The organism is Nonomuraea sp. NPDC001636 (assembly GCF_040298265.1).
In the GTDB taxonomy this organism is placed as follows: domain Bacteria; phylum Actinomycetota; class Actinomycetes; order Streptosporangiales; family Streptosporangiaceae; genus Nonomuraea.
Window position 1 is genome coordinate 36991 of the sequence record NZ_JBEOZT010000027.1, and the last position, 15080, is coordinate 52070.

General features: G+C 70.5%; 17 protein-coding genes. 6 read left to right on the plus strand and 11 right to left on the minus strand.

Annotated features, from left to right (window positions below; translation table 11 throughout):
- Positions 1-33 precede the first annotated feature (33 nt).
- Both ABT158_RS38370 and ABT158_RS38375 read right to left on the minus strand, forming a co-directional pair.
- Positions 34-633, minus strand: a complete 600-nt coding sequence (locus tag ABT158_RS38370; protein ID WP_352318387.1) for a TetR/AcrR family transcriptional regulator — start codon at positions 631-633, stop codon at positions 34-36.
- Positions 630-1142 (minus strand): GNAT family N-acetyltransferase, encoded by a 513-nt coding sequence (locus ABT158_RS38375; protein WP_352362164.1) that lies wholly within the window; start codon positions 1140-1142, stop codon positions 630-632. Before ABT158_RS38375 ends, ABT158_RS38370 begins: the two co-directional genes overlap by 4 nt.
- Before the next feature lie 58 nt (positions 1143-1200).
- On the opposite strand from ABT158_RS38375, the gene ABT158_RS38380 reads away from it, so the two are divergent.
- From ABT158_RS38380 to ABT158_RS38395, 4 genes are all read left to right on the plus strand, one after another.
- Entirely contained in the window at positions 1201-1680 is a 480-nt protein-coding gene (locus ABT158_RS38380; protein WP_352362166.1) for a winged helix-turn-helix transcriptional regulator, read from the plus strand.
- Between the two features lie 67 nt (positions 1681-1747).
- On the plus strand, positions 1748-2569 hold the full coding sequence (locus ABT158_RS38385; RefSeq protein ID WP_352362168.1) for an SURF1 family cytochrome oxidase biogenesis protein: 822 nt from the start codon (positions 1748-1750) through the stop codon (positions 2567-2569).
- A 10-nt stretch (positions 2570-2579) separates the two neighbouring features.
- The gene (locus ABT158_RS38390; RefSeq protein ID WP_352362170.1) at positions 2580-3323 is read left to right on the plus strand and encodes a tyrosine-protein phosphatase; all 744 of its coding nucleotides are present in this window, start codon (positions 2580-2582) and stop codon (positions 3321-3323) included.
- Positions 3324-3481: 158 nt separating this feature from the next.
- On the plus strand, positions 3482-4678 hold the full coding sequence (locus ABT158_RS38395; protein WP_352362172.1) for an amidohydrolase family protein: 1197 nt from the start codon (positions 3482-3484) through the stop codon (positions 4676-4678).
- Here ABT158_RS38395 and ABT158_RS38400 read toward each other — a convergent pair.
- The 4 genes from ABT158_RS38400 to ABT158_RS38415 all read right to left on the minus strand — a co-directional run bounded on the left by ABT158_RS38400 (position 4675) and on the right by ABT158_RS38415 (position 8224).
- Entirely contained in the window at positions 4675-5028 is a 354-nt protein-coding gene (locus ABT158_RS38400; RefSeq protein ID WP_352362174.1) for a YkvA family protein, read from the minus strand. The two genes, ABT158_RS38395 and ABT158_RS38400, sit on opposite strands and share 4 nt — an antisense overlap.
- A gap of 65 nt (positions 5029-5093) precedes the next feature.
- Positions 5094-6524, minus strand: coding sequence for an amidase (locus ABT158_RS38405; protein ID WP_352362176.1), 1431 nt, complete (start codon positions 6522-6524; stop codon positions 5094-5096).
- On the minus strand, positions 6524-7489 hold the full coding sequence (locus ABT158_RS38410) for an LLM class F420-dependent oxidoreductase (RefSeq protein WP_352362178.1): 966 nt from the start codon (positions 7487-7489) through the stop codon (positions 6524-6526). The genes ABT158_RS38405 and ABT158_RS38410 overlap by 1 nt, the downstream gene beginning before the upstream one ends.
- A gap of 66 nt (positions 7490-7555) precedes the next feature.
- Entirely contained in the window at positions 7556-8224 is a 669-nt protein-coding gene (locus ABT158_RS38415; RefSeq protein WP_352362180.1) for a TetR/AcrR family transcriptional regulator, read from the minus strand.
- A 319-nt stretch (positions 8225-8543) separates the two neighbouring features.
- Here ABT158_RS38415 and ABT158_RS38420 point away from each other — a divergent pair, with 319 nt between their 5' ends.
- Positions 8544-9293, plus strand: coding sequence for a hypothetical protein (locus ABT158_RS38420; RefSeq protein ID WP_352362182.1), 750 nt, complete (start codon positions 8544-8546; stop codon positions 9291-9293).
- Positions 9294-9435: 142 nt separating this feature from the next.
- Here the strand turns inward: ABT158_RS38420 and ABT158_RS38425 are convergent, their stop codons facing one another.
- The 5 genes from ABT158_RS38425 to ABT158_RS38445 all read right to left on the minus strand — a co-directional run bounded on the left by ABT158_RS38425 (position 9436) and on the right by ABT158_RS38445 (position 13328).
- Entirely contained in the window at positions 9436-10494 is a 1059-nt protein-coding gene (locus ABT158_RS38425; protein WP_352362183.1) for an aspartate-semialdehyde dehydrogenase, read from the minus strand.
- A complete protein-coding gene (locus ABT158_RS38430; protein ID WP_352362185.1) occupies positions 10491-11765 on the minus strand; it encodes an aspartate kinase in 1275 nt (424 codons plus the stop codon). Before ABT158_RS38430 ends, ABT158_RS38425 begins: the two co-directional genes overlap by 4 nt.
- A gap of 87 nt (positions 11766-11852) precedes the next feature.
- Positions 11853-12383 carry a DUF5063 domain-containing protein gene (locus ABT158_RS38435; protein ID WP_352362187.1) on the minus strand — a complete coding sequence of 177 codons (531 nt, stop codon included), beginning with the start codon at positions 12381-12383 and terminating at the stop codon, positions 11853-11855.
- Positions 12376-12975, minus strand: coding sequence for a recombination mediator RecR (recR, locus tag ABT158_RS38440; RefSeq protein WP_352362189.1), 600 nt, complete (start codon positions 12973-12975; stop codon positions 12376-12378). The genes ABT158_RS38435 and recR overlap by 8 nt, the downstream gene beginning before the upstream one ends.
- A gap of 2 nt (positions 12976-12977) precedes the next feature.
- Positions 12978-13328, minus strand: a complete 351-nt coding sequence (locus ABT158_RS38445) for a YbaB/EbfC family nucleoid-associated protein (RefSeq protein WP_125640519.1) — start codon at positions 13326-13328, stop codon at positions 12978-12980.
- Between the two features lie 332 nt (positions 13329-13660).
- Between ABT158_RS38445 and ABT158_RS38450 the strand changes: the two genes are divergently transcribed.
- Positions 13661-15079 (plus strand): GAF domain-containing protein, encoded by a 1419-nt coding sequence (locus tag ABT158_RS38450; RefSeq protein WP_502911603.1) that lies wholly within the window; start codon positions 13661-13663, stop codon positions 15077-15079.
- Position 15080 lies beyond the last annotated feature (1 nt).

Genomic DNA, 15080 nt, shown 5'->3' on the forward strand with positions numbered 1-15080 from the left:
ATTTGGACAATAACACCACAGACGGTACTCAGATCATTGCTCCCCGCGCTGGCGGAGACTCTGCCAGGCCGCCTCGCCCAGGCCCTTGATCTCTTCCTCGGTCGGGGTGTGCGCCCCGGCGAACCACAGGCGGCACATCTCCTGCGCCGGCCCGAGCCACAGGACGTAGCACATGGTGGCGTGGACGGGCTGGAGCTGCCCGTTCTTCATGTGCGGCTTCCACCAGTCGGAGACCTGGCGGAAGAACGCCCGCCTGGCCTCGGCCACCTCGGCGCCGCCCGGCTCGTGCTTGCGCGGCGGGCGCTCGCTGACCAGGATCCTGGCCCGCTCGGGGTGCTCGCCGGCCCAGCGCATGTGGAAGGCGACCACGGCCTCGATGCCGGCGCGGGCGTCGTCGTGCCGGACCAGCTCGGCGAGGAACTCCTGCTGGTAGGCGTCGAGGATCTCGGCGTACAGGACGCCGTAGACGTGCTCTTTGCTGGCGAAGTGGTGGTAGAAGCTGCCGACGCTTACACCGCTCTCCTCGCGCAGACTGGCCAGCGTGGTGGCGGAGACACCGTCCTGGCTGAAGCGGCGGAGGGCGCCCTCGATGATGCGGGTGCGGCCGTCGCGTCCGTTCTTGACACTCTTCACACTGTCAATGGTGTGCCACCAGAACGTTGTTCCGCAAATACTCCGGCCAGATCGATCATAGCGGTCACCTCGACCGTCCCCGCCGCGACCTTCATCTCGGCGTCCGGCCACAGCCTGCGGACGAGCCTGAGCACCCGCCGGTTCTCGCCCAGCACGTCCATCCCGACCGTGCGCGCCCCCCGCACGGCGGCCCTGAGCAGCAAGGTGTCGACGAGCCGCGGGCCGAGCCCGTTCCCCTGCCAGCGGTCGGCCACGACGACGGCCACCTCGACGTCGGCGCAGCCGCCCCGGTAGCTCATGGCGTGCCCGACGATCTCGTCCCCGGCGGTGACGACGAGCGCGTCGCGGCGTTCGTCCAGGGTCAGCAGAGTGCGGACGAGGTGGGCGGCCGGGACGGTCACGCCGGTGAAGAAGCGCAGCGTCTTGGTGTGCAGCGACAACCCCGCCAGGAAGCGTCTGATCCGTTCCTCGTCGTCCGGGCGGACCGGGCGGATCTGGGTTCCGTGCATAGACTCAGCCTGCTCTTACGAGCTGAGTCTGTCAATCGAACTCAGATATAATGCGGAGATGAACGTGCCGTTCCGACTGGGCTTCCGGGTGGACAACTGCTCGATCGAGCGCACCCTGGACATCGTCGGGGAGAAGTGGACCTTCCTGGTGCTGCGCGAGGCGTTCAGCGGCGTGCGCAGGTTCGCCGACATGCAGGCGGTCACCGGCGCCCCCCGCCAGGTGCTCAGCGCGCGCCTGGCCCGGCTGGTCGACGAGGGCCTGCTGCGCAAGGAGCCCTACCGCGAGCCCGGCCAGCGCCAGCGCGACGAATACCGGCTGACCGACAAGGGCCGCGATCTCTATCCGCTGCTCGTCGCGCTCATGCACTGGGGTGACAAATACCTGGCCGACGAGGAGGGCCCGCCGGTGCTGCTCACCCACCGCGACTGCGGCGCCCCCATCGAGCTGCACTTCCGCTGCGCCGAGGGCCACGAGGTGGCCGGTCCGCGCGAGGTCACGCCGGTCCCCGGCCCGGGCCCCGGGCTGCGCAGCGTCTAGCGGGCGAGCCGCGTAAGGGAGCACCCACCCCTAAGCGGGCGAGCCGCGTGAGGGAGCACCCGCCCCGGTGCCTAACCTTGAAGGCGTGTACCGGTTCCTGCTGACGCCCCGGTGGCTGGCGCTCCACGTCGTGGTGCTGCTGGTCATCCCCGCCTTCGTGTTCCTGGGCAGGTGGCAGTTCGGGCGTTTCGAGGAGCGGTCCGACAACAAGGACAGGGTGACCGCCAACATCGAGGCCGCCGCCGTCCCGCTCGACCGGCTCGCGGCTCCCGGCCGGCAGGTCGGCGAGGGCGACCGTTACCGCACGGTCGTCACCTCCGGCACGTACGACGCCGCCCACGGCCTGCTCGTCCGCCGCCGCCCGCAGGAGGGCCGCAACGGCTTCTACGTCCTGACCCCGCTCGTCACCGGCGACGGCGCCGCCGTGATCGTCAACCGCGGCTGGATCCCGGCCGCCGCCAGCGCCGACGCGGCCCCCCAGGTCCCCCCGCCGCCCACCGGACAGGTAACTGTCACCGGGCGGCTACGTCAGAGCGAGACCGAGGACTCCACCGGCCTCCGCGACCGGCCCGGGCTGCCGGACGGCCAGGTGCTGCTGATCGACGCGGCCAAGATCGGGCAGCGCATGCCGTACCGGCTGGTGGGCGGCTATGTCGAGCTCACCGGGCAGCAGCCGCAGGCCGCCGCCGCGCCCGCTCCGGTGCCCGCCCCCGACGTCGGTTCCGGCGGCGGCCTCAACCTGGCCTACGGGGTCCAGTGGTGGCTGTTCATCGGCATCGCGATCGGCGGCTGGATCCTGCTGATCCGGCGCGAGGTGGCCGAGCAGAGGTCCGGGAAACCCGCCGGTGAGACGGTGGCGACCCAAGAAGCGGAAACCGCCGCCAATTAAGGTGTGAAGGGTGATCCGCCACATTGAGTTCACCAATCTCCGCAACTTTCGTGACGTAGGTGGATATGCCACCGAGGACGGGCGCACCGTCCGGTGGCAGCGGCTCTACCGGGCCGACTCCCTGGGCTGGCTGGCCGGCGACGACCTGCGGGCCTTCCACGCGCTGCGCGTGCGCACCGTGATCGACCTGAGACATCCCGCCGAGGTCGAGCGGGCCGGCCGGGTGCCGGAGACCGAGGGGCTGCGCTACCGCAACCTGCCGATCGAGGGCCGCCCCTGGGACATCGCCCGGTTCAGCGAGGAGATCGGCGTCGAGCGCTACCTCGCCGACCGGTACCTGGAGGTGACCGAGGACGGCGTGGAGAACCTGCGCGCCGCCGTGCAGACGGTCGCCGTCGCGGACAACGCGCCGGTCGTCATCCACTGCGCGGTGGGCAAGGACCGCACCGGCCTGCTCACCGCGCTGATCCTCGCGCTCGTCGGCGTCGCCGAGGACGACATCGTCGCCGACTACGCCCTGACCGGCCTGGCGACCGAGCGCTTCATCGCCGACCAGCGCACCAGACACCCGGACGCCCCGCTGTGGCCGGGGTTCGGCCGGGCCCCCGCCCAGGCCATGCGCCTGTTCCTGGACGACCTGATCGACCGGCACGGCTCCGTCGAGGGCTACGTCACCGGCGTGCTCCAGGTCGACCGGGCCACCATCGCGGAACTTCGCGAAAATCTCCTGACTGATTCGATCTCCCGCGGGTAGAAGGCGCCGGGGTCCGCAAGGGGCAGCATCCTCAAGGACCCCACAAGCCCGGGATCGCCCCCATCCCCCTCCAGGCGGTCCCGGGTACGAATGCATGGATACCCAACGGATACGTCGCAGCTTGTTCGACGTTATGCCGCCGTCGTACGGTTACCTGCGTGACTACGCCGCTGCTCCCCGACCCTGACCCCCGGCGGCGCGACTATGTGATCATCTCTGCCGACGATCACCTGATCGAGCCTCCTGACCTCTTCGAGGACAGGCTCCCGGAGAAATACGCCGACGTCGCGCCCAAGGTCGTGGAGACGGACGCCGGTCACCAGGTCTGGCGCTACGGCGGTGCCACGTACCCGTGCGCGGGCATCGACGTGGGCGCCGGGCTGCCGCGCGAGCAGTGGACCCTGGATCCGGTCAGGTTCGAGCAGATGCGTCCCGGCTGCCACGACATCGAGGCCCGCGTCCAGGACATGGACGTCGCCGGCATCTGGGCCGCGCTGTGCTTCCCCGGCATGCTGGCCGGCCAGGCGGGCATGCCGTTCGCCCGCACCCGCGACCAGGAACTCGGCCTTGCCCTGGTCAAGGCGTGGAACGACTGGCACATCGACGTCTGGGCCGGCACCTACCCCGAGCGGATCATCGGCCTGCAACTGCCCTGGCTGCCCGATCCTGACATCGCCGCCAAGGAGATCAGGGCCAACGCCGCCCGCGGCTTCAAGGCCGTGGTCTTCCCCGAGTTCCCGACCAGGCTGAGGCTGCCGTCGATCCACACCGGCCACTGGGACCCGTTCTTCGCCGCCTGCGAGGAGACCGGCACGGTCGTGGCCCTGCACACCGGCGACTCGTCCTGGTCGCCCGTGCCCTCGCCCGACACGCCCATCGAGGCGATCACCACGCTGATGCCCACCAGCGCCATGTTCGCCTGCGCCGACTGGCTCTGGTCGGGCCTGCCGCTGCGTTTCCCCGGGCTGCGCATCCTCATCGTCGAGGGCGGGGTCGGCTGGCTGCCGATGCTGGCCGAGCGCGCCGACTACGCGCTCGACCACCCCGTCGCGGGCGAGGCCGCCTGGGACGGCGGCCTCAAGCCCAGCGAGGTGCTGCGCCGCAACTTCTTCTTCGGCACGCTCGACGACCACGCGCTGTCCGGCGTGCGGCTCGCGGTCGGCCTCGACCACGTGCTCCAGGAGAGCGGTTACCCGCACTCCGACTCGACCTGGCCCGACACCCAGAAGGCCGTGGCCGCGAACCTCGGCGCGCTGCCGCCCGCCGACATCGCCAGGGTCGCCTACGGCAACGCCGCCCGCCTGTTCGGGCACCCGCTGCCCTCGCGCGCCTGGTTGCGGATGGAGGAGATCTAACCCTCGTCCTCAACCAGCCTGGCCTGAATGACATTGCGCTCGTGCTCGACGTAGCGACCGCTCTCGCCGAGCAGCGAGGCGATCAGCCACAGGAACACGCCGAAGTCGTCGGCCACCCCGATGACCACCAGGAAGTCGGGGATGACGTCGATCGGCGACAAAATGTAGACCACGCCGAGCGCCATCAGGGCGAGCTTGCCCTTGCCCATGCCGTCGTAGCGGCCGCGGGTGACCGCGCCGAGCATGCGCGGGATCGCCCGCACCCTGGTCAACATCCCCGGCGTGCCAGGCCTGGTCACCTCGCGGTACGTCCGCCACGCCGCCGCTGCCCGTGCTGCCTTCGCCATCATGACGATCCTCCTACCCCCGGCTTCTCACGACATAACGCGTCAGCCGGGTGAGGGGTTCCTGACGATCAGCGCATGGCGGCGTGCTCGAACGGCCTGACCTGCTCGATCTGCGCGGCCACCCGGATCAGCAGATCCTCCCGTCCGGCCGCCGCCACGAGCTGCACGCCGACCGGCATGCCCGCCGCGTCCCTGTGCAGCGGCAGCGAGACGGCGGGCTGGCCGGTCGCGTTGATCGGCGAGGTGTAGGCCACCACCTGCGCGGTCCTGCCGAAGGCGGTGCTCAGGTCGGCGGGCGGGATCCAGCCGAGCCGGAACGGCGCCGCCCCCGACGACGGCATCAGCAGCAGGTCGTTGCCCGCGGCCCACCAGGAGGCCATGCGGCGGCGGAAGCCGTCCACCCACTGGGTGGCCAGGATGTGGTCGGCCGCGCTGTTGGCGCGGGCGGCGGTGACCATGGCCGCGTTGCGCGGTTCGAGCTCGTGCAGCTCCACCGGCCTGCCGCGGGCCGCGCCCAGGCTCACCACGTGCGCGGCGAGGTTGTTGGCGACGATGGCGCCGAAGTGCCGGGCGAACTCCGGCTCGGCGAGCGCCGGCGGGCCGCCGGGGGTCACGTCGTGACCGAGGCTCTCCAGCAGCGCCGCCGCCCGGGTGACGGCCTCGGCCAGGTCGGGGTCGGCGGGCACGTCCGGCCTCGGGTGGGCGGTCAGGAAGCCGATGCGCAGCCGTCCGGGGTCGGCGTGCAGTTCGGCGGTCAGGGGGCCGGGCAGCGCGGGGGCGTCGTAGGGGTCGCCCGGCTCGTAGCCGGAGACCGCGTCGAGCGCGGCCGCCGTGTCGCGCACGGTCCTGCTCACGAAGCCGGGGCAGGAGAAGCCGCTCCAGCCCTCTCCCATGGACGGGCCCATGCTCAGCCGCCCGCGCGTCGGCTTGAGCCCCACCAGGCCGCAGAGCGAGGCCGGGACGCGGATCGAGCCGCCGCCGTCGCTCGCCGTGGCCAGCGCGACCATGCCCGCGGCCACCGCCGCCGCCGAGCCGCCGCTCGACCCGCCCGCCGAGTACGCCGGGTCGTAGGGGTTGCGGGTGGGGCCGTACGCCAGCGGCTCGGTCGTGACCGTGCTGCCGAACTCGGGGGTGTTCGTCCGGCCCAGCAGCACGAAACCGGCCCGGCACAGCCGCACGACGCCGTGGCCGTCCTGTGCGCCGTCATCTGCGGCGTCGAGGTCGTCGCGCACCCGCGAGCCCGCGGCGTACGGCTCGCCGGCCTGCCGCCAGCCCAGGTCCTTCAGCAGGATCGGCACGCCGCGGAAGGGCGCGTCCGCCGGGAGGCCGTCGATCTCGGCCAGCGCCCGCTCGAACCGCCGGTGGACGACGGCGTTGAGCTCGCCGTCGTGGGCCTCGACGGCGGCGATGGCGGCCTCGGCCAGCTCGCGGGCCGACACCTGCCCGTCCCTGACCGCCTGGGCCTGGCCGACGGCGTCGAGCCGCAGCACGTCGTCCATCAGCCCTCCCGGACCGGGGCCAGGTCGCGCACGGCCTGCTCGATCGGCACCTCGCCGCCGGGGATGGGCGCGAGCACCGGCGTGTCGAGCCCGTTGTCGACGTACTGGCGGATCCTGGTCCGGCAGGTGGCGGCGTCGCCGTGCACGACGAGGGCGTCGACCACCTCGTCGGGGATGGCCTTGAGCGCGGCCTGGCGGTCGCCCGCCGCCCACGCCTCGTGCATGGGACGCAGCACCTCGCCCCGGCCCAGCCAGTCGTGGAAGGCGGCGTAGGCGGGCACGGTCAGGTAGCTCGCCAGCATCCACCTGGCCATCTCGCGCACCTTTTCTGCGTCCTCACTCACACAGACGAACAGGCGGGCGATCAGCTCGGTGTCCGGGCCGATCTCGGCGCGCACCTTGGGCACGTCCTCGGGGGCGAGCCAGTTGGTGATCGCGCCGTCGGCCTCCTCGGCGGCCAGGTGCAACATCCGGGGCCGCAGGGCGGCCAGCACGATCTTGGGGGCGGTCTTCGGCGCCCGTTCCAGCTTGAAGCCCTTGATCTCGAACGTCTCGTACCGCTCGGAGACCTTCTCCCCCGCCAGCGCCCGCCGCAGGAAGCGCAGCGTGTCGCGGGTGCGGGCGTACGGCTTGGCGAACTCGACGGCGTTCCACCGCTCGACGATCGCCGGCGAGGAGGAGCCGATGCCGAGCACGAACCGGCCGGGGGCCAGGTCGGCCAGGGTGGCCGCGGACATGGCCAGCAGCCCCGGCCCCCGCGTGGAGACCGGGACGATCGCGCTCCCGAGCCTCATCCCCGGAGCCCACTGCGTGGCCATCGCCAGCGGGACGAACCCGTCGTTCCCGTTGACCTCGGCCGACCAGGCGTCGGTGTAGCCGAGGCCCGGCAGCTCCGCGATCAGCTCCTGCGACCTGGCCAGGGAACGGTCGTAGAAGGGGATGGTCATGCCCCAGTTCGGCGTCATTCATGGCCTCCGGTTCGGCGACGGTGAGCCGACCATACCAAGCGGTATGTCACCGCAAGGAGCCCCCTAGGCCCGCAATTCGTGCACCGCGGCGATGAAGTCCTTCGTGATCCCCTGCAACCCGGGCAGATGCGACAGCCCCACCAGCCGGTCCACCAGCGGCACCGTGACCTCGATCAGCCGGTACGTCCGCGCGCACCCCGGCGAGGTGTCGTGCACCCAGAACAGCACCATGCCCATCGACAACAACCACAGCAGCTCGGGCAGCTCCGCCCGCAGCTCGGCGTTCATCCGGTCCTTCGACCCCTCGACCACCTCGCGGTAGATCCCGATGGACGCCTCCCGCGCCGGCGACGACTGCTCGCTGAACGGGCTCAGCGGGTTCGTCGGCTCGGCCGCGTGCTTGAAGAACTTCACCGCGAACTCGTGGTACGGCTCCGACACGCGCACCCACTCGCGCAGCACCCCGCTCAGCCGCGCGGCGAACGACCTCTCCGTGGCCAGGAACTCCCGGCAGGCCTGCTCGTGCTCGGCCTGCGCACGGTCGTAGTAGGCCTGGATCAGCGCCTCCTTGCTCTCGAAGTAGTAGTAGGCGTTGCCCACTGACACCCCTGCCTCGGCGGCGATGGCGCGCATGGTCGTCGCGTCGAAGCCACGCTCACGGAACAGTCGCAAGGCCGTCTCGACGATGACCTCTCGGGTGCTCTCCGATCCTCTGTTTCGGGCTTCGGACACGTTCGTCACTTTACGTCTTGAAAGCGCGGTGGGTCATGGAGTGGCACGGTGATCGCCGCCACAGGGCAAAGATGACTATGAGACATGAGTTATCTCCTGGGAATGGTGGGATTGTCGTTTCAGGCGGAAGGGCTCTTTTCCGCGAAAAGGCATCGACATGTGGATACGTGGAACAGCGCGCACCTTCGCGGTGGCGCTCCTCGGCATTCAGATCACCATAATCGCGCTGGCGTCGGCCGCTTCCGCCGCCTCCCACCCATCAGGTGGAGAGCGGGTTCAGGCGCCAACACCGTTCAACCGTCCTGACGAGACCGGGGGGATGCTCGACCTGTCCCTGTGGTTCCCGGAGGGGATCGACGGACCGTGGACGAACATCCGGCAGGCCGCCGTCGAGGCGGCCCTGGCGGAGACATACCAGGTCGAGCAGCACCAGGCGGACCCCGCGGCCGCCAAGTCGCAGTTGTCGAAGGAGGACTCCGAGGAGACGGAGGACGCCTGGGCCGAGGCCGAGGACGCGTTCGCCGCGCAGTCGGACATGCAGGACCACGCCGAGCGCTCAGAAGCCGTCACGAGGCCCGCGAGCGTCGAGGAGGCGATGACGCCCCAGAGCCGGCCGCAGAGGTCGCAGAGGCGATCTCAGCTTGATCTGGCGCGTGTGCTGCCCAGGCAGGCCGCCATGCACATGACCCACGCCCTGGCCGCCCGCTGGCTCAAGAGCTCGGGCCTGCGCACGAAGTCGTCGGGCCACTGTACGAGCCGCCACATGCACCACTGCACCTCGCTCGACTCCGTAAGGGCCGGCACGATCGCCCGGATCATCGACCTCAAGCATGACAGCGGCTGCCCGGTCCTGGTGACCGGCGGCACCGAGGCGGGTCACGCGCCCGGCCAGTACAGCCACGGAAACGGCTACAAGCTCGACATCACGCACAACGCGTGCATCGACCGCTACATCACCAGGCACCACCGCAAGACGGGGGTCCGCGGCGACGGCGCCGCGCTCTACCGCTCCGCCACCGGAACCGTCTTCGCCAACGAGAGCAGCCACTGGGACATCCTCTTCCGGTGACAGGCCCCGCCCGCGGGAGGACACGACTCCCTCGGAAGCACGAATCGCCGGGAACCGCGACTCTTCCGGGACGACAGAACTCTCCGGGAAAACGCGAAGGACGCCGCACACCCGCACGGCGTCCCCACGGAGTCGGGCCGGGCTACAGCTCGGAGGCCACCAGCTCGGCGATCTCAGCCGCGTTGAGCGCGGCGCCCTTGCGCAGGTTGTCGCCGCAGACGAACAGGTCGAGCGTGTTGGGGAAGTCGATCGCCTGACGGACGCGGCCCACGTAGGTCGGGTCGTTGCCGACCACTTCGAGCGGCGTCGGGAAGACGCCGTTGGCCGGATCGTCCATCAGCACCACCGTCGGCGCCGCCGAGAGCACGCGGTGGGCGTCCTCGACCGTGATCTCACGCTCGAAGCGGGCGTGCACGGCCAGCGAGTGAGTGGTGATCACCGGCACGCGGACGCAGGTCGCCGAGACCTTCAGGTCGGGGATGCCGAGGATCTTGCGCGACTCGTTGCGCAGCTTGAGCTCCTCGGACGCCCAGCCGCCGTCCTTGTACGAGCCCGCCCACGGCACCACGTTGAACGCGATCGGCGCCGGGAACGGCGACTCGTCGGGCAGCTTGCCCGCCAGCGCCTTGCGCACGTCGCCGGCCGTCTGGCCGAGCGAACGGTCGCCGGCCAGCGCCTCGACCTCGTCGTAGAGCCGGGCCGAGCCGGCCACGCCCGCGCCCGACACCGCCTGGTAGGAGGCGACGACGAGCTCCTTGAGCACGTACTCGGCGTGCAGCGCGCCCATGGCCGCCATCATCGACAGCGTGGTGCAGTTGGGGGTCGAGATGATGTTCCTGGGCCGCTGCCGCGCGTCGAGCGGGTTGACCTCGGGCACCACCAGCGGCACGTCGGGCTCCATGCGGAACGTGCCGGACTTGTCGATCGCGATCGCGCCGCGCTCGGCCGCGATCGGCACCCACACGGCCGACACCTCGTCCGGCACGTCGAAGATGGCGATGTCGATGCCGTCGAAGACCTCGGGCGCTAGCGCCTGGACCACGACGTCCTCGCCGCGCACGCTCAGCACCTTGCCCGCCGAGCGCGGGGAGGCGACGAGACGGATCTCGCCCCAGATGTCCTCCCGGCTGGACACGATGTCCCGCATGACGGTGCCCACGGCGCCGGTGGCGCCGATCAGGGCGAGATTGGGCCTGCTCATCGTCCGCTACCTCCGTACACCACAGCTTCGACCTGGTCGGCGTCGAGATCGAAGGCACGGTGGGCGGCCGCCACGGCCGCGTCGACACCGTCCTGCTCGACGATCACCGAGATGCGGATCTCCGAGGTGGAGATCATCTCGATGTTGACCCCCGCGTCGGCGAGGGCCGCGAAGAACGTCGCCGTGACGCCGGGGTGCGAGCGCATGCCCGCGCCGATCAGCGACACCTTCCCGATCTGGTCGTCGAAGAGCAGCGACTCGTAGCCGATGCGGCCCTGGATCTTCTTCAGCGCGGTCAGCGCCACCTGGCTGTCGGCCGTGGGCAGCGTGAAGGAGATGTCCGTGCGGCCCGTGGCCGCGGCCGAGACGTTCTGGACGATCATGTCGATGTTGATCTCGGCGTCGGCCAGCGTTTTGAAGATCGTGGCAGCCTCGCCGACCTTGTCGGGGACCCCGACAACAGTGATCTTGGCCTCGCTCCGGTCGTGCGCGACGCCGGAGATGATCGGCTGCTCCATCTCGGTTCCTTCGGTGTAAGGGTCGGAGACGACCCACGTGCCTTCCGTGGTGCTGAACGAGCTGCGTACGTGGATCGGCAGGTCGAACCGCCGAGCGTACTCGACGCAGCGCAGATGCAGGATCTTCGCGCCGCAGGCCGCCATCTCCATCATCTCGTCGTACGAGATCTTGGGGATCTTGCGGGCGACGGGCACGATCCGGGGGTCGGCCGTGAAGATGCCGTCGACGTCGGTGTAGATCTCGCAGACGTCGGCCTCCAGGGCCGCCGCGAGCGCGACCGCGGTGGTGTCGGAGCCGCCGCGGCCCAGCGTGGTGATGTCCTTGGTGTCCTGCGAGACGCCCTGGAAACCGGCCACGATCGCGATGTGACCCTGGTCGAGCGCCTCGCGGATGCGGCCCGGCGTCACGTCGATGATGCGCGCCTTGCCGTGGGTGGAGTCGGTGATCACGCCGGCCTGCGAGCCGGTGAACGAGCGCGCCTCGTGGCCGAGGTTGGCGATCGCCATGGCCAGCAGGGCCATCGAGATGCGCTCTCCGGAGGTCAGCAACATGTCGAGCTCGCGGCCCGGAGGCAGCGGCGACACCTGCTCGGCCAGGTCGAGCAGCTCATCCGTCGTGTCGCCCATCGCGGAGACGATCACGACCACGTCGTTGCCGGTTTTTTTCGTCGCGACGATCCGCTGCGCGACCCGCTTGATGCAGGACGCGTCGGCGACGGACGAACCACCGTACTTTTGCACAACGAGCGCCACGAGAGTCTCCCGGTCTGGACTGTGAACTGCCAGTCTACTGGGGGCCTCTTATGGGCCTGATGGTTCATACCACTATGTGGATGATCATCACACGGTGGTGGCTTCCTCCGCCACGTCGAGCCGCGAGTGCGCGGCGAGGGCCTGCAGCGCGCGCATCGCCGCGCCCGCGTGGTTGCCCCAGGTGTTGAAGTAGGAGTACTGCCACCACCACAGCGCCTCGTGCGGACGGCCCGCGTGGAAGTGACGCAGCCCGTGGATGAGGTCGGCGGCCACCGCGGTCAGGTCGTCCGACAGCCGGTACGGCGTGACCGACGTGTCCTTGTACGGGTCGAACACCTCGGCGTAGTCGTCGACCGCCTCCAGCCGCTCGGCCAGCGCCGTGCGCACGCCGTCGATGTCGGGGTCCTCGCTCATCGGCGGCTCGTAGTTGCCCGACAGGATCACGTCGCGGTTGGCGCCGAGCTTGGCGCCGGCCAGGCTCACCTGCGCGACCTCCACCAGGAGCAGCGACCAGATCGCGTCGCCGCCCTCACCGCCGGCGACCCTGGTCAGGCCGTCGACGTAGTTCTGCGCGTGCGCGGCGATCTCTTCGGCCAGCACATCCCACATATCAGACATCCAGGAGCCTCCGTCCTTCGAAAGCACGGCCCAGGGTCACCTCGTCGGCGTACTCGAGGTCACCGCCCACCGGCAGGCCGCTGGCGAGTCGTGTCACTTTGATGCCCATCGGCTTGACCAGACGGGCGAGGTAGGTAGCGGTCGCCTCGCCTTCGAGGTTGGGGTCGGTGGCGAGGATGAGCTCGGTGACCCGCCCGTCGGCCAGGCGCGTCATGAGCTCGCGGATGCGCAGGTCGTCGGGGCCGATGCCGTCGATCGGGCTGATCGCGCCGCCGAGCACGTGGTACGTGCCGCGGTACTCGCGCGTCTTCTCGATCGCCACGACGTCCTTCGACTCCTCGACCACGCAGATGACGTGCGTGTCGCGCCGCGGGTCACGGCAGATGCGGCACTCCTCCTCGGCGGCCACGTTGCCGCACACCCGGCAGAAGCGCACCTTGTCCTTGACTTCGAGCAGCGCGTGCGCCAGCCGCCTGACGTCGGCCGGATCGGCCGCCAGCAGGTGGAACGCGATGCGCTGCGCGCTCTTCGGACCGACGCCGGGCAGCATGCCGAGCTCGTCGATCAGGTTCTGGACGACCCCTTCGTACATGCCTAGAACCCTGGCAGCTGTCCGAGTCCGCCGCCGCCCAGACCTTGGGCGAGCGGGCCGAGCTTCTCCTGCTGCAGGTCGGCGGCGGCACGCACCGCGTCGCGGACGGCCGCGATCACCAGGTCGGCGATCGTGTCGGCGGTGTCCTGCGGGTCGGCCGCGTCGATCACGCTCGGGTCGATCTTGAGTTCGAGCAGCTCACCTGAGCCGTTGACGACGGCAGTGACCATGCCGCCGCCCGACGAGCCCTCGATCTGCGCGTCGTTGAGCTCCTGCTGGGCGCTCACAAGCTGCTGCTGCATGAGCTGAGCCTGCTCCAGCAGCTGCTGCAGGTTGACATCCCCTGGGTTCACCGTCGTGCGCTCCTCGTGGCTCCGGTTCTTGACTGCCACGAGCCTACGGTGTTTGGGCGGCGTCATGTACTGGGAGGGCTCCCCATGTTTCCCTCCAGACATTCGTCACGGACCTTTGTCATGGCCGGATCTCGGCCCCCCTCCAGTGTCCGAGACCCGGCCATCACGTCGGACGGAGCGGCCGCACCACGCCGACGCGTGTTTCGGAACGGTAGTGCGCCCAACGTTGCACACACGTTGCGTTCATTCAATCACCCTACGCAATCCCCCTGAACAGCTTGCGCATATCGCCGCCAGGACGGATGCTCGTTGTTGACTACTTGGAGTGACCGATGAGTTACGGCCATCTCGATGCGTACTCCCGTCTTCTACGCGGAGCACACGAAGCGGCGGCTACCGGGCAGAGTTCGCCTGATTCGCCCCGCACCCTGATCACGGCCTCGTGGCGGCGATCGCTCGCGGCGGGGATCGACCCGGATGGCCGGAGCGCCCCTTTGGTCTGCGAGTCCTCCGACGTCGTCGACATCCGCGAGGCTCATCCGCTGCGGCCGCTGCTGCCCCTGCTCGCCCAGACGCTCTCCGGCCTGGCCGACGAGGCCGACCACGTCATGATCGTCACAGACCGTGACGGCCGAGTGCTCTGGCGTGAGGGCAAAGGCGGCATCCTGCGCGATGCGGACCAGGTGGGCCTGGCCGACGGCCACCACTGGGGCGAGTGCATGGCCGGCACCAACGGCATCGGCACCGCGCTCGCCACCGGCCGGCCGGTGCACGTCTACTCCGAGGAGCACCTGATGCGGGTGCTGCACGTCTGGTCGTGCAGCGCGGCGCCGATCAGCGATCCGGAGTCGGGCAACGTCATCGGCTGCGTCGACGTCAGCGGCATCGCGCGGTCCCTGCATCCGGCGACCGTCGCCCTGGTCGGCGCGACGGCCAAGCTCGCCGAGTCGCAGCTCGCCGTACGAATGCACGAGCGCGACGAACGCCTGCGCCGCCGCTACGAGTCGCTGCGCAACCGCGGCGGCATCCTGCTGTCGCCCACGGGCCGGGTCATCTCCGGCGATCCCATGGGCCGCCTCGGCGCCCGCCTCCCCCTGTCCGGCCAGCGCATGATCCTGCGGGACGGCAGCGTCGCCTTCCTCGAACCCTTCTGCGACGGCTACCTGCTGCGCGACACGCCGTCCGCGACGCCGCCCACCCTGCGCCTGACCTGCCTGGGCGAGGGCACCCCGACGGCCGACCTGGGCGAGCGCCCGCGTCAGCTCTCGCTGCGCCACGCCGAGATCCTCGCCCTGCTCGCCCTGCACCCACAGGGCCTGTCGGCCGACCAGCTCTCGTTCCACCTCTACGGCGACGACGGCAACCCGGTGACCATCCGGGCCGAGATCCATCGGCTGCGCGGTCAGCTCGGGGAGGTGCTGGCGGCGAAGCCGTACCGGCTGGTCTGCCCGGTCGAGGCGGACTTCCTCGACGTCCGGCGGCTCCTCGACTCGGGCGACACCGCCGCGCTGGCCCGCGCCTACCCCGGGCCGCTCCTGCCGCGCTCGGAGTCGCCGGACCTCCGGCGCGAACGCGAGGAGCTCGAAGCCCAGGTACGCGCGTGCCTCCTGCGCCACGGCTCGCCCGACGACCTGTGGACCTACGCCCAGACCCCCAACGGCCGCGACGACTACCAGATCCTGGAACGCCTGTCGGCCCTTCCCCCGACGGACCCCCGCTCGGCCGCCGCCCGCGCCCGCCTCTTCCCCTGAC